The organism is Enterobacter sp. RHBSTW-00975 (assembly GCF_013615235.1).
Taxonomy (GTDB): Bacteria; Pseudomonadota; Gammaproteobacteria; order Enterobacterales; family Enterobacteriaceae; genus Enterobacter; species Enterobacter ludwigii.
In genome coordinates this window covers 3,667,964-3,690,728 of the sequence record NZ_CP055883.1, presented here as the reverse complement: position 1 = coordinate 3,690,728, position 22,765 = coordinate 3,667,964, and the positions used below count along the sequence as shown (strand labels likewise).

Below are 22,765 nucleotides of genomic sequence, written 5' to 3'. Positions count from 1 at the left end.
CACATAAGCAGGAGTCAACATGTTTACCTTCATCAAAAAAGTGATCAAAACCGGGACGGTGACCAGTCGCTATCCGCTGGAGCCGATGCCGGTCGATAAAAACTTTCGCGGCAAGCCGGAGCACAACCCGCAACAGTGCATCGGTTGTGCTGCCTGCGTTAACGCCTGCCCGTCAAATGCCCTGACGGTGGAAACCGATCTGAAAACGGGCGAGCTGGCCTGGCAATTCAACCTCGGGCGCTGCATTTTCTGCGGCCGCTGCGAGGAGGTTTGCCCGACGGTGGCGATCCGTCTTTCGCAGGAGTACGAGCTGGCGGTCTGGAAGAAAGAGGATTTTCTGCAGCAGTCGCGTTTCGCGCTCTGCAACTGCCGTGTCTGCAAACGCCCGTTTGCCGTACAAAAAGAGATCGACTACGCCATCGCGCTGTTGCAGCACAACGGTGATGCCCGCGCGGAGCATCATCGCGAAAGCTTTGAAACCTGCCCGGACTGCAAACGGCAGAAATGCCTGCTGCCGTCGGACCGCATCGATATTACCCGTCATATGAGAGAGGCCAGCTGATGGAAAACCTGATCGGCCCACGCGACGCTAACGGCATTCCGGTGCCGATGACGGTGGAGGAATCCATCGCCAGCATGAAGGCCTCGCTGCTGAAAAACATTAAACGTTCGGCCTATGTGTACCGCGTGGACTGCGGCGGCTGCAACGGCTGTGAGATTGAGATCTTTGCCACGCTGTCGCCCCTGTTCGACGCCGAACGCTTCGGTATTAAAGTGGTGCCTTCGCCGCGTCATGCGGACATTTTGCTGTTTACCGGTGCCGTTACCCGTGCCATGAGATCGCCAGCATTACGTGCCTGGCAGTCCGCACCGGATCCAAAAATCTGTATCTCTTACGGTGCCTGCGGCAACAGCGGCGGCATCTTCCATGACCTGTACTGCGTCTGGGGTGGCACCGATAAAATTGTTCCGGTGGATGTCTACATTCCCGGTTGTCCGCCAACGCCTGCGGCCACGCTGTACGGTTTTGCCATGGCGCTCGGGCTGCTGGAACAGAAAATACATGCCCGTGAACCGGGTGAACGCGACAACCAGGCTGCCGCAATTCTGCACCCGGATATGGTGCAGCCGCTGCGCGTGAAGGTCGATCGCACGGCGCGCCGGCTCGCGGGGTATCGCTATGGTCGCCAGATTGCCGACGATTATCTGCGTCTGCTGAGCCAGGGCGATCATCAGGTCACGCGCTGGCTGGAGGCGGAAAACGATCCCCGTCTTAATGAGATCGTCGCGAACCTGAATCAGGTGGTGGAAGAGGCGCGTATCCGATGAGTGAAACGGTGGTGTTCAGTCAGCTGAGCCGTAAGTTTATTGATGAGAACGATGCCACGCCGGATGCGGCGCAGCAGGTGGTCTATTACAGCCTGGCCATTGGGCATCACCTCGGGGTGATAGATTGTCTCGAAACGGCATTAAGCTGCCCGTGGCCTGACTATCTGGCGTGGATCGCCACGCTGGCGGAGGGCAGTACGGCGCGCCGCAAAATGGAAGGCGTGCCGAAGTACGGTGAGATCGTTATCGACGCCAACCACATTGCGATGCTCGCCAGTGCTTTCGACGCCGCGCTGAGCGTGCAAACCCCGCAGCAGCAGGCCTGGAGCAAAATTTTGCTCAGCATGCTGCATGATATTCATCAGGAGAGTGCCATCTACCTGATGGTGAGGAGATTACGTGACTGATGTTTTACTGTGTGTCGGCAACAGCATGATGGGCGACGACGGCGCGGGCCCGCTGCTTGCACAAATGTGTGCCGCGCATCCGCAGGGTGAATGGGTGGTTATTGACGGCGGCAGCGCACCGGAAAACGATGTGGTGGCGATCCGTGAGCTGCGCCCGGACAGGCTGCTGATTGTGGATGCAACCGATATGGGACTTAATCCGGGTGAAACCCGCCTGATTGATCCGGATGACATCGCCGAGATGTTTATGATGACCACCCACAATATGCCGCTGAACTATCTGGTCGATCAGATTAAAGACGACGTGGGTGAGGTTTTGTTTCTGGGCATTCAGCCGGACATCGTTGGGTTTTATTATCCGATGACGCCGCCGGTGAAAGAGGCCGTCGAAGAGGTTTATTCCCGGCTTGCCGGATGGCGTGGGGACGGCGGTTTTTCCCGACTATGAGCAGTGCCGGGTGGTGGTAGCTTCCACCCGGCCTGGACACCTCCTCGCCCGCATCCTGTGGGAGAGGGCGGGGGAGAGAGCAACAGGCTACGCCAGATCCGCGCCGTTACTTGCAATGACCTTCTTATACCACCAGAACGATTTCTTACGCGTTCTGTCCAGCGTACCGTTGCCCGCGTCGTCGCGGTCAACATAGACAAACCCGTAGCGTTTGCTCATCTCGCCTGTGGATGCGGCCACCAGGTCAATGCAGCCCCAGGTGGTGTAGCCCATCAGCGGCACACCGTCTTCTATGGCATCGCCCATCGCACGAATATGTTCGCGCAGGTAGCTGATACGGTAGTCGTCATTAATCTCACCGTGTTCATCCATGACGTCTTTCGCGCCGAGGCCGTTTTCCACCAGGAACAGCGGCTTCTGATAGCGGTCGTACATCATGTTCATGGTGATGCGCAGCCCCAGTGGGTCGATCCCCCAGCCCCATTCGCTGACCTGGATGTGCGGGTTGCGCAAGGATTTCACGATATTCGCCGCATTGGTATTACTGGCGTTCATGTCCGCCGACGCGCAACGCGAGGCGTAATAGCTGAACGACACAAAATCGACGGTGTTTTTCAGCAGTTCATCGTCGCCAGGGTCTTTGACAATCACCACCCCTTTTTCGCGGAACACGCGGGCAGAATAGGCCGGGTAGCTGCCGCGCGCCTGCACGTCGATAAAGAACAGGTTTTCGCGGTCTTTCTCCAGCGCCATCCACACGTCTTCCGGTTTGCAGGAGTAGGGGTAGAAGTTGCCGCCGGCCAGCATACAGCCGACCTGGTTTTCCGGGTTCACCTCATGGGCGATTTTGGTCGCCAGGGCGCTTGCCACCAGTTCGTGATGCGCGGCCTGATATTTCACCTGATCTTCGTTCTCACCCTCTTCAAACACCAGCCCCGCGCCGGAGAACGGGCTGTGCAGCATGATGTTGATTTCGTTGAAGGTGAGCCAGTACTTCACCAGACCGTTAAATTCTTCGAAACAGGTACGGGCATAGCGGGCAAAGAAATCGACCATCTTGCGGTTGCGCCAGGATCCATACTCCGTGACCAGATGCATTGGTACGTCGAAATGGCACAGGGTGACCAACGGTTCGATGTTGTATTTTTTGCACTCTTCGAACACTGCGCGGTAGAAGGCAATCCCCTCTTTATTGGGCAGTGGCTCATCGCCGTTCGGGTAGAGGCGGCTCCAGGCAATCGAGGTACGAAATACCGTAAAGCCCATCTCCGCCATCAGGGCGATGTCTTCTTTGTAGCGATGGTAAAAATCAATCGCCTCGTGGCTCGGGTAAAACTCGTCGTCACGCAACGTAAAACGTTTTTCCTTACCGACCTTCACCGCCAGACGATTCGCGCCGTGGGGGATCATATCGACCGTCGTCAGTCCTTTGCCGCCTTCACGGTAAGCCCCTTCACTCTGGTTGGCGGCAAGCGCGCCGCCCCATAAAAATCCTTGTGGAAAAACAGACATCTTTACCTCGCTATAAATTTAGACTTGTGCTGCTTTGGCCTGAACCGGGGCGCTCTGCAGGGCGCGTGCTTTCTCAGCCTCGTCTTCGACCGGGATATCTTCAAAACCTAAAATCAGGGTCAGAACAAACGAGAGCACAACCGCCAGTGCCATGACTCCGAATACCCAGACGATGGTCATCGGGTTGGCCGGATCGAAGAACTGTACGCTGGTAAACAGCCCCGGCGCCGCCATTGAATGGCTGGCAAGACCGGCTATGCCAGCCACTGCCCCGCAGATGAAGCCGCTGATAAGGCTCGCAATCAGCGGGCGTTTCAGACGTACCGCCACACCATAGAGGGCAGGTTCTGAAATGCCTGCCATGATGGCAGAAGCCGCTGCCGCCAGCGCCGTCTGGCGCAGTTCCGGGTTTTTCGTTTTCCACGCCACCGCCAGCGATGAACCGCCGAGCGACAGGTTGGCTCCGATTTCCGACGGCATAACCATTCCCTCTTTGCCCGTCTCGGCAATGGTCTGAATGATCGTCGGCGTAAATACGCGGTGCATCCCGGTCATCACCAGCAGCGGCCAGAGGGCGCCCATAATGGCCACGGAGAGCCAGCCCAGATAGCCGTGAATAGTGTAGACCAGCGCTGAAATCGCGCTCCCGATCCAGATCCCGAGCGGCCCTATCAGCACAATGGCGAGCGGGGCGGCAATCAGAACGATCAGCATCGGTTTAAGGAAGTTTTTCGTGACCGCCGGCGTAATACGATCAACCCAGCGTTCGATGTACGACAGGCACCAGGTCATCACCAGCGCCGGGATGACCGTGTAGGTGTATTTCACTGCCGTCACCGGAATAAAGGCGAATTCAACGTGCTCGCCCTGTGCGGCTTTCGCCATCAGTTCGATAAAGCCTGGGTGTACCAGCACGCCCGCGATGGCAATCGCCAGCGACATGTTGGTTTTGAATTTCACTGCGGCAGAGGCGGCGACCATCAGCGGCAGGAAGAAGAACGCGCCATCGCCAATCAGCGTCAGAAGGGTGAGCGTCGGTGCCCCTTTTTCCAGCGCGCCGGTCATCTCCAGGATCATTGCCAGCAGTTTGACCATTGAACCGCCGATGATCGCCGGGATCAGCGGTGACATGGTGCCGATCAGCGCATCGAGGATCCCGGCACCGATGCGGCGCAGGGGCATTTTTTGCGGGCCTTCCGGTACGGCAGGCTGCAGGTCGGTGGGCAGCAGGCTTACCACTTCGCGGTAGGCCTGAGACACGGTGTTGCCAATGATCACCTGGCACTGGTTGTCGTTGCGGACCACGCCGAGCACGCCGTTAATGCTTTTCAGGCGCGGGGCATCGGTGAGGCTTTCGTCTTTGAGGACGAAACGCAGTCGCGTCATGCAGTGGGTGACGGCGACGATGTTGTCTCTGCCGCCGAGCGCGCTGACAACGTCATTCGCCAGCGCAGCGTAATTTTTGGCCATCGGATGTAATCCTGTTATCGTTGTGAGAAATGTAGGAAACCGGTTCCACACAATCATCAATAGTTTCTTTGAATGAAACAAGATCACATTTTGTACATTTTTTCATTTCGTGATGATGATCACCTGGAGGGATAAAAAGCGTGATATCGCCGCTGCGACAATTTTTCTGCAGTGCAGTACACTGCGCCCTGGTAGTTTCAAACGGAAGATAACGATGACCACGATGCTTGAAGTCGCGAAGCGGGCAGGCGTTTCGAAAGCGACGGTTTCCAGGGTATTGTCGGGCAATGGCTACGTCAGCCAGGAGACCAAAGACCGGGTGTTTCAGGCGATTGAAGAGAGCGGCTATCGCCCGAATTTGCTAGCACGAAATCTGGCGACCAAACGTACCCAGACGCTGGGTCTGGTGGTCACCAACACCCTTTATCACGGCGTCTATTTTAGCGAACTGCTCTTTCACGCCGCCCGCATGACGGAAGAGAAAGGGCGGCAGCTGATCCTGGCGGACGGTAAGCACAGTGCGGATGAAGAGCGCGAGGCCATTCAGTATTTGCTCGATATGCGCTGTGACGCGGTGATCATTTACCCGCGTTTCCTGAGCGTGGATGAGATGGACGACATCATTGAGAAATGCGAACAGCCGATTATGGTCCTCAACCGCCGCTTACGGAAAAACAGCAGTCACAGCGTCTGGTCAGATCATAAAGCCTCCTGCCAGGACGCCGTGTCGCAGCTGATTCAGAAAGGGCACCGGGAGATTGCGTTTATCACCGGTTCGCTGGATTCCCCCACGGGCGTTGAGCGTCTCTCGGGCTACAAAGACGCCCTGGCACAACACCAGATCCCGCTTCGCCCGTCGCTGATTGCGCAGGGGAAATGGAACCCGGCCAGCGGTGCGGCGGCGGTGTCTGAGCTGCTTTCGCGCGGTGAAACCTTTTCGGCGCTGGTGGCGAGTAATGACGATATGGCGATTGGTGCCATGAAACAGCTGCACGATCGCGGGATCGCCACCCCGGATGCCGTGTCGGTGATTGGCTTTGACGATGTTGCCATCGCCCCCTACATCGTCCCCTCGCTCTCCAGCGTGCGCATTCCGGTGACGGAGATGATCAAAGAGACCATTAGCCGCCTGATCTTCCTGCTGGATGGCGGTGAGTTTAAGTACCAGCAAACCTTCTCCGGCGAGCTTATCCTGCGTGACTCGGTCATTGACGGGCCTCACCGCTGATGTCGACAGCTGTCATCGTCAGAAGTGACGATGACAGCCCTGCTGTCATTTTATAAACTGCATAAAATCAACAGGTTAATAATTGGCACGGTTTATGTATATCTCCGCGCAGGACTGTAATGCTGGAGAAGCAGATGAACCGTTTTATTATGGCCGATGCCAGTAAATGCATTGGCTGCCGTACCTGTGAAGTGGCGTGTGTGGTTTCCCATCAGGCGGAGCAGGATTGCGCATCGCTCACCCCTGATACCTTTTTACCGCGGATCCACGTCATTAAAGGCGTGAATATCTCCACTGCCGCTATCTGTCGCCAGTGTGAGGATGCGCCGTGCGCTAACGTCTGCCCAAACGGGGCCATCAAACGTGAGAAAGGATTCGTGCATGTGATGCAGGAGCGCTGCATCGGCTGCAAAACCTGTGTGGTTGCCTGCCCGTACGGTGCGATGGAAGTCGTGGTGCGTCCGGTTGTGCGCAACAGCGGCATGGGGCTGAGCGTGCGCGCGGAAAAAGCGGAAGCCAATAAATGCGACCTCTGCTACCACCGTGATGCCGGCCCGGCCTGTATGGAAGCCTGCCCGACGCACGCCCTGGTCTGCGTGGATCGCGACAAGCTTGAGCAGATGAGCGCGGAAAAACGTCGTCGTGCCGCGTTCGACACGTCATCATCACTGCTGTTTTAAGTCGCGATGGGCGATAACGGCGTACAGTTGCGGGTGCGCGGCAAGGTGCAGGGGGTAGGGTTTCGTCCCTTCGTCTGGCAGCTGGCGCATCAGCTACAGCTGACGGGTGACGTTTGTAATGACGGAGAGGGCGTGCTGGTGCGTCTCGCGGGTAATGGGGGGGCCTTTACCGCGAGGCTGCATCAGGACTGCCCACCGCTGGCACGTATCGATGCTGTCGACAGCCAGCCGTTTACCTGGGCAACGGTGCCGCAGGCGTTCACCATTCGCCATAGCGCGGGCGGAGCGATGGACACCCAGATTGTGCCGGATGCCGCTACCTGCCCGGCGTGCCTGGCTGAAATGCGCGATCCCCGAGCGCGGCGTTATCGCTATCCCTTTATCAACTGTACCCATTGCGGTCCCCGTTTTACCATCATTCGCGCCATGCCCTATGACCGCCCGGCCACGTCAATGGCGGCATTTCCCCTCTGTGAGCCGTGTGAAACCGAGTACCGCAATCCCGCTGACCGCCGTTTTCACGCGCAGCCGGTAGCCTGTCCGGATTGCGGACCTGAGCTGGAATGGCGCGCGGGCGAGACCGTTGCCACCCGCGAGTCTGCGCTGAGTGCGGCGGTCCACATGCTCAAACATGGCGGGATTGTCGCCATCAAAGGGCTGGGCGGTTTTCACCTTGCCTGTGACGCATCCAACGCGCAGGCGGTGGCAACCCTGCGGGCGCGCAAACAGCGCCCGATGAAGCCACTGGCGGTCATGATCCCGCAGGCGGAGGGACTGCCGGAATCAGTGCAAACGCTGCTGCGCTCGCCTGCAGCGCCCATCGTGCTCACGCCAAAAGCATGGTGTCCTCCGCTTCCTGACGCGATCGCGCCAGGGCTGGACACCGTTGGCCTGATGCTGCCCGCTAACCCGCTACAGCATGTGCTGATGATGGACTGTCAGCGCGCACTGGTGATGACCTCCGGCAACCTCAGCGGGCGTCCGCCGGCCATCACCTGCCAGCAGGCACTGGATGAACTGGGCGACATCGCTGACGGATTCCTGCTGCACAACCGCGACATCCTGCAGCGTATGGATGATTCCGTGGTGGATCAGGACGGTATGATGCTGCGCCGCGCGCGCGGTTTTGTGCCGGATGCCATCACGCTGCCCGCCGGTTTCAGCGCTGTCCCGGCGATGGTGTGCACCGGTGCTGATATGAAAAATACCTTCTGTCTGGTGCGCGGTAACCAGGCGGTACTGAGTCAGCACTTTGGCGATCTGAGTGACGACGGTGTCGAGGCCCAGTGGCGTTCGGCGCTGTCGATGATGCAGCAGATCTATGCGTTTCAGCCGCAGCGCGTGGTATGCGACGCCCATCCGGGCTATCACGCTCGACAGTGGGCGCAAGCCCAGGCTTTGCCGATCGACACCGTGCTTCACCACCACGCTCACGCGGCGGCATGCATGGCAGAAAACGGCTGGCCGCTTGAGGGCGGAGATGTCATTGCCCTGACGCTGGATGGGATCGGTATGGGTGAAAACGGCGCGCTGTGGGGCGGAGAGTGCCTGCGGGTAAACTATCTCGACTGCGAACGTCTGGGCGGTCTACCTGCGGTTGCGCTGCCGGGCGGAGACAGGGCTGCCATGCAGCCGTGGCGCAATTTACTTGCCCACTGCCTGGCGTTTGTGCCGGACTGGCAGCAGTACCCGGAAACGCGTGACGTTCAGCGGCAAAACTGGCCGCTGCTGGCTACGGCCATTCAGCGCGGTTTAAACGCGCCGCTGGCCTCATCCTGCGGCCGTTTGTTCGACGCGGTGGCCTGCGCGCTCGGCATCACGTCAGAAACCCAGAGCTATGAAGGTGAGGCCGCCTGCCGGCTTGAAGCGCTGGCCGCGCAGTGCCACGACGTTCAACATCCGGTTACGCTTCAGGCTGATAACCTTACGCGCTTCTGGCAACAGTGGCTGAACTGGCAGGCGGAACCCTGCGAGCGGGCATGGGCGTTTCACGATGCGCTGGCGAAAGGGCTGGCGGAGCTTGTCACCTCCCATACCCGGCGACTGGGGCTTTCCACCGTATGCTTCAGCGGCGGCGTGTTACATAACCGTCTGCTGCGCGCGCGACTGCGCCATTACCTCTCAGACTTCACGCTGCTTTTTCCTCATCATCTGCCGTCAGGTGACGGCGCTATCTCCTTCGGGCAGGCGGTGGTTGCTGCCGCCCGGTCATGTTCACAAAGGATGTAAAATGTTACGACTCTTACGCAATGAACCCCGCGCGGCGTTTCTGCTGCTGGCTCTGGTAATGGCTAATCTTCTGGCATGGGGCTGGGCATGGCAAACCTTCAGCGGCAGTACGGCGCTGATGGCCGCCAGCCTGCTGGCCTGGTGTTATGGACTCCGTCATGCGGTGGATGCCGACCACATCGCGGCCATTGATACCGTCACGCGTAAGATGATGCAGCAGGGTAAACGCCCTTCCGGCGTGGGGGCATGGTTCTCTCTGGGACACTCCACCATTGTGGTGCTGGCCTCCATTGCCATTGCGGCCACCGCCACGGCGTTTCAGAAGAATATGGCATGGTTTCATGAAACCGGCAGCCTGATTGGCACCGCCGTTTCTGCAACGTTTCTGCTGGCGATGGCGCTGGTCAATCTGGTGATTTTGCGCGGCGTTTGGCGTAATTTTCAGGCGCTGAAGAACGGTCAGGTCACGCGTGACGATATCCCGCTTCCGGCATCAGGCGGAGTCATGAACTGGCTGTTTGGCGCAACGTTCCGCCTGGTGAACAAGAGCTGGCAGATGTACCTGGTCGGTTTCCTGTTTGGTCTGGGGTTTGATACCGCGACGGAAATCGGTGTGCTTGGGATTTCAGCCGCCAGCGCGTCAAACGGGATGTCAGTCTGGTCCATCATGATCTTCCCGGCGCTGTTTGCCAGCGGTATGGCGCTGGTCGATACCCTCGACAATCTGCTGATGGTCGGCGCTTACGGCTGGGCGTTTAATAAGCCGCAGCGCAAGCTTTACTACAACATGACCATCACCGGTACCTCTGTGGTGGTGGCGCTGTTTATCGGCGGGCTGGAAGCTCTGGGTCTGTTGATGGATAAATTTGCCCTCAGCGGAGGCCTCTGGGATCGCATTGGCGCAGTTAATGACAACCTCGGTAACGCCGGGTTCGTGGTGGTCGGGCTGTTCGTTGCCTGCTGGCTGATTTCCATGATCAACTATCGCTGGCGCGGCTACGATGCGCTTGTCGTGCGCTCCTGACGCGGCGTCTGAACATCATTGTCGTTATCTGGCTAAACGACGTTGAAAAAAAAGCCCCGGGACATCGGGGCTGTGGACCATAAAATCCAAAGGTTACGTTAGCGTGGCAGGCGAATCAGCGTTAAGCGGGTAATGATTTCAGCAGAGCGAAAGCCTCTTTCATCCGGTCTTCGCTCACCACAAAGGCACGCATTTGTCCTTCGCTGTCGCACCCACGAGCCACCATTCCCTGAGGTTCAATGGTGAGTTGCCAGTGCAGATCCGGACGCTCGGTTTCGCCTGCCAGGTGCAGCGGGAGCGCCGGCGTTTTTACTTTTACCAGCATGGCGGGTAATTTCAGTGGCGCACTGCCGCCAGACAGGTTTTTCGCCAGGTACATCGCGCTCAGTTGAATGGGCTGCAGGAAGGGCAGGACCTGTCCGTTAATTTCAGCGCAGTCACCCAGGGCGTAAATATCGGGCTGCGTGGTTTGCAGGTAGCTGTCTACCTTCACGCCACGACCTGTTTCCGCGCCGGCGCGATGCGCCAGCGCCGTTTCCGGACGCAGGCCCGTGGCGGCAACCACCACATCCACCTCAACGCTGCGGCTGCGGTCGAGCGTTGCATGAATCCCACTCCCGGTTTTCTTCAGGCTTTGCAGCTGGGATTTCAGCAGCAGATGTACGCCCATATCGGTCAGACGATGCTGTAAGCGACTACTTACTTCTGCGGGCATCAGCGCCGACAAAATGCTTGCCGCATGGTCGACCAGGGTGACGGTTTTGCCCGCCCGGCTAAAATCCATCGCCAGCTCTGTGCCAATCAACCCTGCGCCGACAATCATCACCCGCTTCGCGTCACGCAGCAGGGTTTCACTGGCCTGATACGCCTGCTGGCTGTTGAGGGTGATCATCAGTTCCCGGCCTTCCACCGGCGGCACAAAAGCAGACGCCCCTGTCGCCAGTACCAGCTTGTCGTATTGCCAGGTTTTGTCTTTTGCTTTCACCACATGGGCGGCGGCGTCGATATCGGTTATCCAGGTGTGCGGAAATAACCGCAGACTAAACTGTTCCGCGAACGCCCCCGCGGTCTGGCGGGTGAGGTCTTCGGCTCGCTGATTCTGGCTGATAACGTGGCTTAAATCAGGCTTGTTGTACTCGTCCATGCTGTCGGCGGCAATGAGCGTCAACGGCACGCTGGCGTCTTGTTTGCGAATGTTTTTCACCAGCTGGCGGGCGGCAAAGCCCGAGCCGATGATAACGATACCGTGGTTCATTGTGCCTCCGTCGCCAGTTCGTCAAAGACCTCTTTTCCCAGGGAACATTCCGGGCAGAGGAAATTGTCCGGCACGTCGCACCAGGGTGTACCGGGGGCAACATCCTGCAGCGGCTCGCCCTGTGCCGGGTCGTAAATCCACTGGCAGACGCTGCACTGCATGCGAGGGCCAACGTCAGCGACCGCTGCGGCGCAGGCTTGTTGCGGCGCGGGGTTTTTGGCGTTCATGTCGGGGAGCGGCGCGAGCGCCCACTGACGCGCAATGTCACGGCCATGCTGGCGGCACAATTCAAGCGCGTCGATGTCCGGACGCCATTTCGCCTTCAGGCTCATGGACATCTCAAAACCGGCATCCTGCAAACGCGTGGAGAGCCGGTCTACTGCGCCGCCGCTCCAGCCGTGGGAGCCAAATGCGCTGGCCCGTTTATTACGAAAGCGCAGGCCGGTCATCTCTTCCACAAGGCCCGCAATTTTCGGCATCATCACGTTGTTCATCGTGGAGGTGCCCACCAGCACGCCCTTGGAGCGGAAGACGTTGGTCAGGATCTCGTTTTTATCGCTACGCGCCACGTTGAAGATTTTCACCGCCACGTTCGGGTCGACTTCGTTAATACCCTGCGCAATGGCGTCCGCCATCATGCGGGTGTTATTAGACATGGTGTCGTAGAAAAGCGTGATACGGTCTTCCTGATAATCCGCGGCCCATTTGAGGTACAGCTCCACGATCTGGGTGGGGTTTTCGCGCCACACCACGCCGTGAGAGGTGGCAATCATATCCACGGGCAGGTTAAAGCCGAGGATTTCGGTGATTTTTGGCGTCACCAGACGGCTGAACGGCGTCAGGATATTGGCGTAGTAGCGCTGACATTGTTCGAATAGCTCGGTTTGATCCACTTCATCGTTGAACAGGCGCTCGTCACAATAGTGCTGGCCGAAGGCATCGTTGCTGAACAGCACCGCATCGCCGGTCATGTAGGTCATCATACTGTCTGGCCAGTGCAGCATCGGGGTTTCAACGAAGATCAGCTGTTTGCCGTTGCCGATATCCAGCGTGTCGCCGGTTTTGACGGTGTGGAAATTCCACTCCGGGTGGTGGTGATGGCCGTTAATCGAGTCGATGGCGTTGGTGGTGCAGTAAATCGGGGTGTCGGGAATGCAGGACATTAACTCGGTCAGCGCCCCGGCATGATCCTCTTCCGCATGGTTAATGATGATGTAGTCGATATCCGCAAGATCGATTTCGCTGCGCAGATTTTGCACGAACTCCCGGCTGAATTTGTGATCGACGGTATCGATGAGCACGTTTTTGCCTTCACGGATGAGATAGCTGTTATAGCTGCTGCCGCACAGCGTTTTGTACTCCGTTCCGTGGAAGTCACGCACTTCCCAGTCACGTTGGCCAACCCAATGAATGTTATTTTTAACCAGAATAGACATAGCAACCTCAATTAATACGGCGTTTTTCAAATAAGATGACTAGTCTTTATCAAGTTGCGTGCCAGTTTTTCATGTTGCTGTTTTTTATGGTTTTTAAATTTTATTACTCGTAATGGGTAGTCAATATGACTATCTGATTTATGGTCATTGTGACAATATGAATGGTCAAAATGACAGTGAGGCGCAGATGAGCTTTTCCGTGGACGTACTGGCAAAAATTGCCATTGAACTGCAAACCGGTATCGGTCATCAGGACCGTTTTCAGCGGCTGATTTCGACGCTGCGCCACGTGCTGGCGTGCGATGCGTCGGCACTGCTGCGCTACGACGCCCGGCAGTTTATTCCGCTGGCTATCGACGGGCTGGCGCAGGACGTTCTTGGGCGACGCTTCTCCCTGGAAGGCCATCCGCGTCTGGAAACCATCGCGCGGGCCGGTGACGTGGTGCGCTTTCCGGCGGACAGTGATTTGCCCGACCCTTACGACGGGCTGATCCCGGGGCAGGAGAGCCTGAAAGTTCATGCCTGTATCGGTCTGCCGCTGTTTGCCGGACAAAACCTGATTGGGGCATTAACCCTCGACGGCCTGTCGCCGGATCAGTTCGACACCTTTAGCGATGAAGAGCTGCGGCTGATTGCCGCGCTGGCCGCCGGTGCGCTGAATAACGCGCTACTGATCGAACAGCTGGAGAGCCAGAACATCCTTCCCGGCAGCCCGTCGGCGTTTGAACCGGTGGCACACACGGAGATGATTGGGCTGTCACCGGGGATGGTACAGCTTAAAAAAGAGATCGATATCGTGGCGGCCTCGGATTTAAATGTGCTGATTTTCGGGGAAACCGGCACCGGTAAAGAGCTGGTGGCGAAGGGCATCCACGAAGCCTCGCCGCGCGCGGTCAACCCGCTGGTGTACCTCAATTGCGCCGCGCTGCCGGAAAGCGTGGCGGAAAGTGAGCTGTTTGGTCACGTCAAAGGGGCGTTTACCGGGGCGATCAGCAACCGCAGCGGCAAATTTGAAATGGCGGATAACGGCACGTTGTTCCTCGATGAAATTGGCGAACTGTCGCTGTCGCTTCAGGCCAAACTGCTGCGCGTCCTGCAGTACGGCGATATTCAGCGCGTCGGCGACGATCGCAGCCTGAGAGTCAACGTGCGTGTGCTGGCGGCAACCAACCGTGACCTGCGCGAAGAGGTGTTAGCCGGGAATTTCCGCTCTGACCTGTACCATCGTCTGAGCGTGTTTCCGCTTACCGTGCCGCCGCTACGCGAGCGCGGCGACGATGTGGTGCTGCTGGCGGGGTTTTTCTGCGAGCAATGCCGGTTACGAATGGGGCTTTCCCGCGTGGTATTAAGCCCCGGCGCGCGAGCCCATCTGATGCGCTACGGCTGGCCGGGTAACGTGCGCGAACTGGAACATGCGATTCACCGCGCCGTGGTGCTGGCGCGGGCGACACGTTCGGGAGATGAGGTGGTGATCCACGCGCGGCATTTCGCATTGCACGATGACACCGCTTCGTTCGTTACGCCTGCCGCGCCGGAAATGGCCCATGAGAACCTGCGGGAAGCAACAGAAGCGTTTCAGCGTCAGACGATCGCCCGCGCGCTGGAGCAGAATAACCGCAGCTGGGCGGCGTGCGCGCGAGCGCTGGAAATGGACGTCGCCAACCTGCACCGGCTGGCGAAACGTCTGGGACTCAAAGGTTAAATAATCCCGGCCTGGTAGAAATCCTGCAGGTTGATGGCGCCGCACAGCGTGCCGTGCTCATCCACCACCGGCGCGGCGGTGATTTTGCGTTTCATCAGCACCTCTTTGGCTTCGATGGCGCGGCTCTCGGCGTTCAGGGTCAGCCCGCCCCGGGTCATCGCTTCCGAAACCTGGGATTCCAGCTTGCCGCCGCCCACCAGCCAGCGGCGCAGGTCGCCGTCGGTAAACACGCCTTTAACGCTACCGGTTTCATCGCATACCGCTACCAGACCCAGCCCGGTGCGGCTCAGTTCCAGCATCGCATCCATTACGCTGGTGTTGAGTTTGACCTGCGGAATGGCCTCGTCGGTCCGCATCAGATGATGAACTTTATTGAGCAGTCGCGCACCGAGCGCGCCCGCCGGGTGCGAGCGGGCAAAATCTTCTTCGTTAAAGCCGCGTGCCTGCATTACCGCCATTGCCAGCGCGTCGCCCATCATCAGCGTATTCACGGTGCTGGAGGTGGGGGCGAGGTGCATCGGGCAGGCTTCGCGCTCAACGGAGATATCAAGCGTGGCCTTTGCCGCCAGTGCCAGCGGTGAGCGGGATTTACCGGTCATCGCCAGCAGCGCGACCGATTTTTCCTGCAGACGCGGGATGATGAGATCCAGCTCTTTGGCCGAACCGGAGTAGGAGATAAACAGCATCACGTCGCGGCTTTCAATCATCCCTAGATCGCCGTGCAGCGCTTCGGCCGGATGCACGAAGAACGCCGGTGTGCCGGTGCTGGCAAGCGTAGCGGCAATCTTTTTGCCGATATGACCGGACTTGCCGATCCCGGAGACCACCACTTTACCTTCGCACTGGATAATGGTGTTTGCCGCGCGCACAAAATCCTCGCCCAGACGTTCCGGCAGGCGGCTGGCTTCCTGCAGCTCCAGCATCAGGGTCTGGCGGCCTGCGTTTAACAGAAAATCACTCATATCTCTCTCCGGTTACAATCACGTCGATCCCTTTCTCTTCCAGCGCTTTTTTGAACGCCGGGTCGATACCTGCGTCGGTAATGAGCTTATCGACGCTTTCAAGGCTGCAGACTATGTTGGGACTTTTACGGCCAAACTTCGACGAGTCTGCCATCAAAATCACTTCGCGCGCGGCGTTGCACATCGCTTTGCTGACGCTGAACACCTCGTTAAAGGTCGTCACGCCGGCGTTCAAATCGATGCCGTCCGTGCCCATAAAGAGTTTATCAAAGCTGAAGTGTTCAAAGGCGTTTTCCGCCAGTTGACCGTGAAACGACGCAGATTTTTTACGGAACGTCCCGCCGGGCATCAGAATGGTTTGCTCGCTGTCGAATTCCGACAGGGCGTTGACGATGTGCAGACTGTTGGTCATCACCGTGATGTTGTTAAAGCGGCTGAGCATCGGGATCATCTGCAGCACGGTGCTGCCTGCATCAAGGATAATGGAGTCGCCATCATGGATAAATTTTACGGCGGCCTCGGCAATCAGCGCTTTCTGGTGAGTATTGATCAGCGTTTTGTGATCGATAGGCGGGTCGGCTTCATCTTTGTTGAGCATCACGCCGCCGTAGGTTCGGATGACTGCACCAGAGTTTTCGAGCAATACCAGATCCTTTCGTATTGTCGTGCCGGTGGTGTCAAAGTAGTGGGCCAGTTCTTCTACCGAGCATTTTCCCTGCTTTTGCAGATGCTCCAGAATGGCCGCCTGACGCTGACGTGGTTTCATAGGCGCTCAATTCCTTAGGTTGCGAAATGATAATTTCGCAAGCTTATCGCGTTCACAACGAAATTATCCATGTTTCAGATTAAGCGCTAATGATAGAGCATTCTGACAGAGCGAATCATGGGGAAAGATCACATCGGGTTGTAATTCCTGCAGCGATATCCCGTTAATCGCCTGGATTTTCGCCGGGCGGGCAAAAACGGTCATCCCGCGCATGATGAGGGAATCACAGACCCTATTGTGTTCGTCCAGCGCAATGGCAACCACCACGCGCGGTTTGAAACGCCCGCCGGAACGCCCGACGCCCACGCGCCCTTTCTGACACAGGGCATCAAACGCGCGGTTAAACTGGCGGATTTGCCAGCCGCCAAAGATCAGCTGGCACATCCAGGCGATGGCGGCGACGGTAATGAGTGCGGTAACCATACGAGCTCCTTGTTGTTCCCTCTCCCGAAGGAGAGGGGGATACGGGCATCAGCGTGTTCGATCAGAACATCACCTGTCCGCCGGTGACATTAATGGACTGCCCGGTGCAGTAAGAGGCTTTGGGGCTGGCATAAAACAGCAGCATGTTCAGCACGTCCTGATAATCGCAGCCGCGCTTCAGCGGCACTTTGTCGATGTAATACTGCTCCACTTCCTCCTCTTTCAGCCCGAGCTTGGTGGCATATTGCGGCAGCAGGGACTGGAACATCGGCGATTTCAGCAGGTTGCCCAGCATCAGCGAGTGAACGGTAATGCCATATTCGGCCAGATCGAGGGCCAGAGATTGCGTCAGCCCAACGCCGCCAAATTTCGCCGCGCTGTAACCGGAGTTGTGTTTGCTGCCCACTTTGCCCGATTTCGAGTTGATCTGGATGATGCGCCCCTGAATGCCATCGCGGATCATCAGACGGGAAAACTCGCGTGCGCAGAGGAAATAGCCCACCAGGTTAACCTGCAGGGAGCGGTCGAAGTCCCCCAGTTCGAAATCGCTGATAAAGGCCGCTTTGGCTATTCCTGCGCTGTATACCAGCAGGTCGGTACGGCCAAAAATCTCGTCCACGCCGCGGGCCAGCGCCATTACGCTCTGCTCGCTGGTGGCATCAGCACCAAATCCGTAGGCCATCCCTTCACCCAATTCGGTGTTGATGGTGTCCGCCACGCGTGCGGCTTTTTCACTCTGAATATCCACTACCGCCACGCGGTAACCCTCTGCAGCAAGCCCACGGCAGAGGAACTCGCCTAAGGTTTGTCCCCCACCAATGACAACGGCAACCTGACTCATATCTTTCTCCTTAAATTACGCAACAAACTTCAACGTGCAGCCTGGGGTGACAGCCTGCGGAACCGGGCCATCCACATGAACCGTGCCGGGATATTCCGCCTGCGGCTGGCCATCAAAACGCAGGGTGATATGGCCGAGCTCCCGCAGGTTCTGTCCGGCCACGTCGCCGACGGCGGTCACGGCGTAGCGCGCGTCACCCAACTCCAGCTGGCTCCCGGCCTTCAGCTCGCCGTTCATCTCGCCGTGACAGTGGATAAAGCAAAACTCTTCGATATCCGCGGGCGCGCCTTCGCGGAAGGTAATCAGCATTTTGTCGCTGAGCGCATCGGCCGCGCTCTGGCCAATGCGGGTGATGGTGGTCTGGTAAATTACGGTCATCACAGGAACCTCTTATTGGTAAATAAAGCCGGAGACAAACCAGGCAATCAGCACCGTCGGTGCGCCGGTCAGGAAACGGCTGACCAGTACAGACGGCACGCCAACGCGCACGGTGTCCTGGCGCGCTTCCGCCAGCGACAGCCCGACAGGAATGAAATCACACGCCGCCTGGGCGTTAATGGCAAACAGGGCGGGCAGAGCCAGATGCGGGGGAATGTTGCCAAGGCCAATCTGCACGCCAATCAGCACGCCGATAACCTGCGCAATGACCGCGCCTGGGCCGAGAAACGGCGACAGCAGTGGGAAGGAGCAGATCAGCGCCAGCGTCACCAGCCCGAGCGGGTGGCTCGCCAGCGGGGCGAGGCCGTGGGCAATCCAGTCGCCCAGACCCGAGGCCATGATGATGCCGATCAGCGCCGAAACGAATGCCATAAACGGCAGAATGGTTTTCAGCACCGTGTCGATGGTGTCGCGCCCGGACTGGAACAGCACGGCCACGGCAGAGCCCATCCCCATTCCGACTTTTGCCAGCAGGCCGTCACTCTGTTCGGTGATTTTTTTACTCGTGTCGTAATCACGCGGGGCCGCTTTCTGAGGGGCAGCAGACCCCTGTGCCAGGTGAATGTTTTCCTCCTTCACGCCGGAGACATAAATGTCCTCCAGGATGTACTGCGCCAGCGGACCTGATTTACCGGTGGAATGGATATTCACGGTAGGAATACGCCGCTTGGGGTAGATGCCGCAGCGCAGCGTGCCGCCGCAGTCAATCACCGCCACACCAATTTCCGCTTCAGGCGGTTCGCCCTCTTTGAAGCCGTCGACCGCTTCCCAGCCGGTCAGCTCACGCAGTTTGTCGACAATGGCCGGACGTGTGCCTGCGGTGATATAGACGATTTTTTTGCCTTCAGTGGCGTCGAATTCCAGCGGGCCGCCCCAGCCGCCCGTTCCTTTTTCAATGCGAATACGGCTCATGCTGCGGCTCCTGAAAGATGGACTTTCTGTTCAAGCTGGATACCCATTTTCTTCTCGAAAATGGCGGTGGTGAGGTCCGTGACCCAGCCGCGGAAAAAGTTGGTGACCAGACCGACCAGCAGATAACTCACCGCCAGCGGACCGAGCGGCAGGCCAAGCGTGGTCAGGCCGCTGGCAATGCCCAGATAGACAAACAGCTCGCCGGGGTTGATATGCGGGAACAGGCCATTCATGGAGTGGCAGCTGTAGGAGGCTGCGGCGTAATAGCTGGGTTTGTACTTTTCAGGCATAAAGCGGCCGAGGCTCAGCGTCATCGGGTTGCAAAAAACAAACGTACCGATGAAGGGCAGAACCAGGTAACGGGACAGCGGATTGCCGGCGCAGCGCTGGGCAAAACGTTCAATGCGTTGCTGGCCGATAAAGTTAATCAGCGCGTTCATGATGACCAGCAGGCTAATCAGCAGGGGCAGGATCCCGGTCACCATGCCGGTGAACACTTCTCCGCCTTTCTGAAACAGCCCGATGAACCACTCGGCGCCGTGGGTGATGGTTTCTATCATTCTTCTCTCCTGTGGGGCTTTTTTGTTTTTGTATAACCGAGGCTAATAATAATCACTTTGAAAGGTTTTAAAGTGTTAATTAGATCTCACAATGAAAGAAAAATGGATTATTTTGAAAGTTAATTGCCGGTGGGAGCCTTGTGTGGACGAAAATTGCACAGATTTGCGATGGGGAGCGTAAAGATTTGGTGGGGGAGGTGCGTACCACTTCCTTGAGGTGTTGCGGATGCTTTACCATACTGGGTTCTTATCGAACCCGTTAAATGGATGTCACATGTTCAAGCGTCGTTATGCAGCGTTATTACCTGCGCTTATTCTGCTGTCTGCCTGTAGTAGCAAACCCAAGACCGAAGCCGTGCAGCAAACGGCTGGCGCGCCTTCCGGAGGATTCCTGCTGGAGCCGCAGCATAATATGATGCAGATGGGCGGCGACTTTGCGAATAACCCGGCGGCCGAGCAGTTCATCGATAAAATGGTGAGCAAACACGGTTTTGACCGCCAGCAACTGCATGAAATTCTGTCGCAGGCGAAGCGACTGGATTATGTTCTGCGTTTGATGGATCGCCAGGCACCGACGGCTCAGGTACCGACCGGGCCAAATGGCGCATGGCTGCGTTATCGCAAACAGTTTATTACGCCGGATAACGTGCAAAATGGCGTGGTCTTCTGGAACCAATATGAAGATGCGCTGAACCGTGCGTGGCAGGTGTATGGCGTACCGCCTGAAATCATCGTCGGGATTATCGGCGTGGAAACCCGCTGGGGCCGCGTGATGGGCAAAACCCGTATCCTCGATGCGCTGGCGACGCTCTCCTTTAACTACCCGCGTCGCGCTGAATATTTCTCGTCTGAACTGGAAACCTTCCTGCTGATGGCGCGCAATGAACAAGATGACCCGTTAGATCTCAAAGGCTCGTTTGCCGGTGCGATGGGCTACGGCCAGTTTATGCCGTCCTCCTATAAGCAATATGCCGTCGACTTTAACGGAGATGGCCACATTAACCTGTGGGATCCGGTGGATGCCATCGGCAGCGTGGCAAACTACTTTAAAGCGCACGGCTGGGTGCCGGGCGGTCAGGTGGCGGTGCAGGCTAACGGCCAGGCACCAGGGCTTGAGAACGGCTTTAAAACCAACTACAGCGTTTCGCAGCTGGCCGCTGCAGGCTTAACGCCAACGCAGCCGCTGGGAAATACGCAACAGGCGAGCCTGCTGCGTCTGGATGTCGGTACGGGTTATCAGTACTGGTACGGGCTGCCTAACTTCTACACCATCACCCGCTATAACCACAGCACCCACTATGCGATGGCCGTATGGCAGCTGGGGCTGGCGGTGTCACAGGCGCGCGTGCCTGCCGCGTCGCCGTTCAGTCAGTAACGCTTGATGTTCAACCCTCTTCCGCCGGGAGAGGGTTGGGCTGATATCCAGAAACATTTCGCCACACTCCCGTTAATCTTCGCTCATTTACATCCGCATTATCTTTCATTATTGTTATGTTATAACATTTGATGTGGTGATGAGATGTCTACTTCCTTTTTTTCTCTGTCTGCGCCGGTCCGGCTTCTGATGGCGCTGGCGCTGATTGTCTTTATCGGACTGGCCGTGTGCTGGGCGGTGGCATTGCCATGATTGTGATGAATCAACTCACGGCGGGTTACGACCGCGAGCCGGTCACGCGTCCTCTGTCCGGGGTGATTGAATGCGGGAGCATGACCGCCATCCTCGGGGCCAACGGCTGCGGTAAATCAACGCTTCTGAAAACCCTCGCCGGGTTTATCCCGCCGGTAAGCGGCCGTTTTCACTGGCAGAAAAAACGCCCCGTAATGGGCTGGCTGGCACAGCGTCATGCCCTGGAGGCGCAATTTCCGCTAACCGTGCAGGATGTGGTCAGCATGGGCTGCTGGCCTGAAGCGTCGCTTTTTTCTGGCCTTCGCCGTGAAATGCGGCTGCGCATTGCCGGCGCGCTTGAGCGGGTGGGGCTTGGAACAATGGCGCTAACGACCATTGATGAGCTCTCCGGCGGTCAGTTTCAGCGCATGCTGTTCGCGCGGGTATTAGTGCAGCAGGCACCGCTGGTCATGCTCGATGAGCCCTTTACCGGCGTTGATGAAGCTACCTGTAATGTGCTGATGGACCTGATGCTGGAAATGTATATGCAGGGGCAAACGGTGCTTGCGGTGCTGCACGACAGCGAGCGTGTATCGCGCCACTTCCCACAGACGTTACGGCTGGACGCTGACATGCCCCAGTGGAAAACCGAGCGGGTGAGGGTGGCATGATCTGGCATATCTTTTTTCAGCCTTTTATTGAGTATGGCTTTATGCGCCGCGCGCTGGTGGTTTGCCTGGCGTTGTCCGTCAGTACCACTGCTCTGGGCGTTTTCCTTCAGCTGCGCCGGATGAGTCTGATGGGCGATGCCCTCTCTCACGCCATTTTGCCCGGCGTCGCGGTGGGGTATTTGCTCAGCGGTATGTCGCTGCTGGCCATGAGCGTGGGAGGCTTTATTGCCGGTATTACCGTGGCGCTGGTGGCCGGGCTGGTCAGCCGTCGAACGCCGCTTAAAGAGGACGCCAGTTTTGCCGGGTTCTATCTTGGCTCGCTGGCGCTGGGCGTCACGCTGGTATCACTGCGCGGTTCGAACGTCGATCTTCTGCACCTGCTGTTTGGCTCCATCCTGGCGGTGGATAACGATGCCGCGCTGTTTGTGGCAGGCGTTTGTATGTTCACCCTTATCACGCTGGCGATTTTTTACCGTGGGCTGGTGACCGAGGCCTTTGACACCGCCTGGCTGCAGGTAAACGCCCGCCATGTTCCCGGCTTATTACACGGCCTGTTTCTGGCGCTGCTGGTGCTTAACCTCGTTGCCGGTTTTCAGGTGCTTGGCACGTTGATGGCGGTCGGGCTGATGATGCTCCCTGCGGTAGCGGCACGCTGCTGGGCACGCACCTTACCCGGACTGCTATTGATGGCGGGTATCAGCGGTATTTTCTGCGCGTGGCTCGGACTCAGTCTCTCCTGGGCCGCCAGTCTGCCCGCGGGGCCGTCCATCGTGCTTACCGCCAGCGCGCTGTTCTTTATTTCCATTTTATTTGGCACGCGCAGCAGGCTGGCTGGCAGCCTGCGTGCGCTTTTTTAACGGAAGGGG

Annotated in this window: 23 protein-coding genes; 12 read left to right on the top strand and 11 right to left on the bottom strand. The window is 57.9% G+C overall.

Going from position 1 to position 22,765, the window contains the following annotated elements:
- Window positions 1-19 precede the first annotated feature (19 nt).
- Genes HV340_RS17760 through hycI form a run of 4 tightly spaced genes read left to right on the top strand, consistent with a single transcriptional unit; the run spans window position 20 to window position 2,184 of the window.
- The gene (locus HV340_RS17760) at window positions 20-562 is read left to right on the top strand and encodes a formate hydrogenlyase complex iron-sulfur subunit (RefSeq protein ID WP_014171363.1); all 543 of its coding nucleotides are present in this window, start codon (window positions 20-22) and stop codon (window positions 560-562) included.
- A complete protein-coding gene (locus HV340_RS17755; protein WP_014171362.1) occupies window positions 562-1,329 on the top strand; it encodes an NADH-quinone oxidoreductase subunit B family protein in 768 nt (255 codons plus the stop codon). The genes HV340_RS17760 and HV340_RS17755 overlap by 1 nt, the downstream gene beginning before the upstream one ends.
- On the top strand, window positions 1,326-1,736 hold the full coding sequence (locus tag HV340_RS17750) for a formate hydrogenlyase maturation HycH family protein (protein WP_047956020.1): 411 nt from the start codon (window positions 1,326-1,328) through the stop codon (window positions 1,734-1,736). The genes HV340_RS17755 and HV340_RS17750 overlap by 4 nt, the downstream gene beginning before the upstream one ends.
- Window positions 1,729-2,184 (top strand): hydrogenase maturation peptidase HycI, encoded by a 456-nt coding sequence (gene hycI, locus HV340_RS17745; RefSeq protein WP_047743497.1) that lies wholly within the window; start codon window positions 1,729-1,731, stop codon window positions 2,182-2,184. The genes HV340_RS17750 and hycI overlap by 8 nt, the downstream gene beginning before the upstream one ends.
- A gap of 87 nt (window positions 2,185-2,271) precedes the next feature.
- Here the strand turns inward: hycI and HV340_RS17740 are convergent, their stop codons facing one another.
- Window positions 2,272-3,696 carry a 6-phospho-beta-glucosidase gene (locus HV340_RS17740; protein WP_020883838.1) on the bottom strand — a complete coding sequence of 475 codons (1,425 nt, stop codon included), beginning with the start codon at window positions 3,694-3,696 and terminating at the stop codon, window positions 2,272-2,274.
- Window positions 3,697-3,714: 18 nt separating this feature from the next.
- Window positions 3,715-5,166 carry a PTS cellobiose/arbutin/salicin transporter subunit IIBC gene (ascF, locus tag HV340_RS17735; protein ID WP_181216131.1) on the bottom strand — a complete coding sequence of 484 codons (1,452 nt, stop codon included), beginning with the start codon at window positions 5,164-5,166 and terminating at the stop codon, window positions 3,715-3,717.
- Between the two features lie 214 nt (window positions 5,167-5,380).
- Between ascF and HV340_RS17730 the strand changes: the two genes are divergently transcribed.
- The 4 genes from HV340_RS17730 to HV340_RS17715 all read left to right on the top strand — a co-directional run bounded on the left by HV340_RS17730 (window position 5,381) and on the right by HV340_RS17715 (window position 10,327).
- Window positions 5,381-6,394, top strand: a complete 1,014-nt coding sequence (locus tag HV340_RS17730; protein WP_181216130.1) for a LacI family DNA-binding transcriptional regulator — start codon at window positions 5,381-5,383, stop codon at window positions 6,392-6,394.
- A gap of 134 nt (window positions 6,395-6,528) precedes the next feature.
- Entirely contained in the window at window positions 6,529-7,074 is a 546-nt protein-coding gene (hydN, locus tag HV340_RS17725) for an electron transport protein HydN (protein WP_023308960.1), read from the top strand.
- A gap of 6 nt (window positions 7,075-7,080) precedes the next feature.
- The gene (hypF, locus tag HV340_RS17720) at window positions 7,081-9,303 is read left to right on the top strand and encodes a carbamoyltransferase HypF (protein WP_181216129.1); all 2,223 of its coding nucleotides are present in this window, start codon (window positions 7,081-7,083) and stop codon (window positions 9,301-9,303) included.
- A gap of 1 nt (window position 9,304) precedes the next feature.
- Entirely contained in the window at window positions 9,305-10,327 is a 1,023-nt protein-coding gene (locus HV340_RS17715) for a HoxN/HupN/NixA family nickel/cobalt transporter (RefSeq protein WP_059306139.1), read from the top strand.
- 121 nt (window positions 10,328-10,448) lie between these two features.
- Here HV340_RS17715 and norW read toward each other — a convergent pair whose 3' ends face one another.
- Together norW and norV are read right to left on the bottom strand one after the other, a co-directional pair.
- Window positions 10,449-11,582, bottom strand: a complete 1,134-nt coding sequence (gene norW / locus HV340_RS17710; protein ID WP_181216128.1) for an NADH:flavorubredoxin reductase NorW — start codon at window positions 11,580-11,582, stop codon at window positions 10,449-10,451.
- Window positions 11,579-13,018, bottom strand: a complete 1,440-nt coding sequence (gene norV, locus HV340_RS17705; protein WP_181216127.1) for an anaerobic nitric oxide reductase flavorubredoxin — start codon at window positions 13,016-13,018, stop codon at window positions 11,579-11,581. Before norV ends, norW begins: the two co-directional genes overlap by 4 nt.
- Before the next feature lie 187 nt (window positions 13,019-13,205).
- Between norV and norR the strand changes: the two genes are divergently transcribed.
- A complete protein-coding gene (gene norR, locus HV340_RS17700; protein WP_063213978.1) occupies window positions 13,206-14,720 on the top strand; it encodes a nitric oxide reductase transcriptional regulator NorR in 1,515 nt (504 codons plus the stop codon).
- Here the strand turns inward: norR and gutQ are convergent.
- From gutQ to srlA, 7 genes are all read right to left on the bottom strand, one after another.
- Window positions 14,717-15,682: an arabinose-5-phosphate isomerase GutQ gene (gene gutQ, locus HV340_RS17695; protein WP_014171349.1), complete on the bottom strand. Its 966-nt coding sequence runs from the start codon at window positions 15,680-15,682 to the stop codon at window positions 14,717-14,719. The two genes, norR and gutQ, sit on opposite strands and share 4 nt — an antisense overlap.
- Complete coding sequence (locus HV340_RS17690) at window positions 15,675-16,448, bottom strand: DNA-binding transcriptional repressor (RefSeq protein ID WP_063213977.1); 774 nt, start codon at window positions 16,446-16,448, stop codon at window positions 15,675-15,677. The genes gutQ and HV340_RS17690 overlap by 8 nt, the downstream gene beginning before the upstream one ends.
- Window positions 16,449-16,511: 63 nt before the next feature.
- Entirely contained in the window at window positions 16,512-16,871 is a 360-nt protein-coding gene (gutM, locus tag HV340_RS17685; RefSeq protein ID WP_020883847.1) for a transcriptional regulator GutM, read from the bottom strand.
- A 61-nt stretch (window positions 16,872-16,932) separates the two neighbouring features.
- The gene (gene srlD, locus HV340_RS17680) at window positions 16,933-17,712 is read right to left on the bottom strand and encodes a sorbitol-6-phosphate dehydrogenase (protein WP_014171346.1); all 780 of its coding nucleotides are present in this window, start codon (window positions 17,710-17,712) and stop codon (window positions 16,933-16,935) included.
- A 15-nt stretch (window positions 17,713-17,727) separates the two neighbouring features.
- Window positions 17,728-18,090 (bottom strand): PTS glucitol/sorbitol transporter subunit IIA, encoded by a 363-nt coding sequence (srlB, locus tag HV340_RS17675; RefSeq protein ID WP_020883848.1) that lies wholly within the window; start codon window positions 18,088-18,090, stop codon window positions 17,728-17,730.
- Between the two features lie 12 nt (window positions 18,091-18,102).
- Window positions 18,103-19,062 carry a PTS glucitol/sorbitol transporter subunit IIB gene (locus HV340_RS17670; RefSeq protein WP_014171344.1) on the bottom strand — a complete coding sequence of 320 codons (960 nt, stop codon included), beginning with the start codon at window positions 19,060-19,062 and terminating at the stop codon, window positions 18,103-18,105.
- Window positions 19,059-19,622 (bottom strand): PTS glucitol/sorbitol transporter subunit IIC, encoded by a 564-nt coding sequence (srlA, locus tag HV340_RS17665; RefSeq protein WP_014171343.1) that lies wholly within the window; start codon window positions 19,620-19,622, stop codon window positions 19,059-19,061. Before srlA ends, HV340_RS17670 begins: the two co-directional genes overlap by 4 nt.
- Before the next feature lie 274 nt (window positions 19,623-19,896).
- Here srlA and mltB point away from each other — a divergent pair, with 274 nt between their 5' ends.
- From mltB to HV340_RS17650, 3 genes are all read left to right on the top strand, one after another.
- On the top strand, window positions 19,897-20,997 hold the full coding sequence (gene mltB / locus HV340_RS17660) for a lytic murein transglycosylase B (protein ID WP_025203388.1): 1,101 nt from the start codon (window positions 19,897-19,899) through the stop codon (window positions 20,995-20,997).
- 248 nt (window positions 20,998-21,245) lie between these two features.
- The gene (locus tag HV340_RS17655) at window positions 21,246-21,899 is read left to right on the top strand and encodes an ATP-binding cassette domain-containing protein (RefSeq protein ID WP_040018928.1); all 654 of its coding nucleotides are present in this window, start codon (window positions 21,246-21,248) and stop codon (window positions 21,897-21,899) included.
- Window positions 21,896-22,756, top strand: a complete 861-nt coding sequence (locus tag HV340_RS17650) for a metal ABC transporter permease (RefSeq protein WP_025203390.1) — start codon at window positions 21,896-21,898, stop codon at window positions 22,754-22,756. The genes HV340_RS17655 and HV340_RS17650 overlap by 4 nt, the downstream gene beginning before the upstream one ends.
- Window positions 22,757-22,765: the final 9 nt, after the last annotated feature.

Excerpts from the sequence above, each read along its gene's own strand:
- HV340_RS17760 (WP_014171363.1), top strand. The coding sequence starts at position 20 with ATGTTTACCTTCATCAAAAAAGTGATCAAAACCGGGACGGTGACCAGT.
- HV340_RS17755 (WP_014171362.1), top strand. The coding sequence starts at position 562 with ATGGAAAACCTGATCGGCCCACGCGACGCTAACGGCATTCCGGTGCCG.
- HV340_RS17750 (WP_047956020.1), top strand. The coding sequence starts at position 1,326 with ATGAGTGAAACGGTGGTGTTCAGTCAGCTGAGCCGTAAGTTTATTGAT.
- HV340_RS17740 (WP_020883838.1), bottom strand. The coding sequence starts at position 3,696 with ATGTCTGTTTTTCCACAAGGATTTTTATGGGGCGGCGCGCTTGCCGCC.
- ascF (WP_181216131.1), bottom strand. The coding sequence starts at position 5,166 with ATGGCCAAAAATTACGCTGCGCTGGCGAATGACGTTGTCAGCGCGCTC.
- HV340_RS17730 (WP_181216130.1), top strand. The coding sequence starts at position 5,381 with ATGACCACGATGCTTGAAGTCGCGAAGCGGGCAGGCGTTTCGAAAGCG.
- hydN (WP_023308960.1), top strand. The coding sequence starts at position 6,529 with ATGAACCGTTTTATTATGGCCGATGCCAGTAAATGCATTGGCTGCCGT.
- hypF (WP_181216129.1), top strand. The coding sequence starts at position 7,081 with ATGGGCGATAACGGCGTACAGTTGCGGGTGCGCGGCAAGGTGCAGGGG.
- HV340_RS17715 (WP_059306139.1), top strand. The coding sequence starts at position 9,305 with ATGTTACGACTCTTACGCAATGAACCCCGCGCGGCGTTTCTGCTGCTG.
- norW (WP_181216128.1), bottom strand. The coding sequence starts at position 11,582 with ATGAACCACGGTATCGTTATCATCGGCTCGGGCTTTGCCGCCCGCCAG.
- norV (WP_181216127.1), bottom strand. The coding sequence starts at position 13,018 with ATGTCTATTCTGGTTAAAAATAACATTCATTGGGTTGGCCAACGTGAC.
- norR (WP_063213978.1), top strand. The coding sequence starts at position 13,206 with ATGAGCTTTTCCGTGGACGTACTGGCAAAAATTGCCATTGAACTGCAA.
- gutQ (WP_014171349.1), bottom strand. The coding sequence starts at position 15,682 with ATGAGTGATTTTCTGTTAAACGCAGGCCGCCAGACCCTGATGCTGGAG.
- HV340_RS17690 (WP_063213977.1), bottom strand. The coding sequence starts at position 16,448 with ATGAAACCACGTCAGCGTCAGGCGGCCATTCTGGAGCATCTGCAAAAG.
- gutM (WP_020883847.1), bottom strand. The coding sequence starts at position 16,871 with ATGGTTACCGCACTCATTACCGTCGCCGCCATCGCCTGGATGTGCCAG.
- srlD (WP_014171346.1), bottom strand. The coding sequence starts at position 17,712 with ATGAGTCAGGTTGCCGTTGTCATTGGTGGGGGACAAACCTTAGGCGAG.
- srlB (WP_020883848.1), bottom strand. The coding sequence starts at position 18,090 with ATGACCGTAATTTACCAGACCACCATCACCCGCATTGGCCAGAGCGCG.
- HV340_RS17670 (WP_014171344.1), bottom strand. The coding sequence starts at position 19,062 with ATGAGCCGTATTCGCATTGAAAAAGGAACGGGCGGCTGGGGCGGCCCG.
- srlA (WP_014171343.1), bottom strand. The coding sequence starts at position 19,622 with ATGATAGAAACCATCACCCACGGCGCCGAGTGGTTCATCGGGCTGTTT.
- mltB (WP_025203388.1), top strand. The coding sequence starts at position 19,897 with ATGTTCAAGCGTCGTTATGCAGCGTTATTACCTGCGCTTATTCTGCTG.
- HV340_RS17655 (WP_040018928.1), top strand. The coding sequence starts at position 21,246 with ATGATTGTGATGAATCAACTCACGGCGGGTTACGACCGCGAGCCGGTC.
- HV340_RS17650 (WP_025203390.1), top strand. The coding sequence starts at position 21,896 with ATGATCTGGCATATCTTTTTTCAGCCTTTTATTGAGTATGGCTTTATG.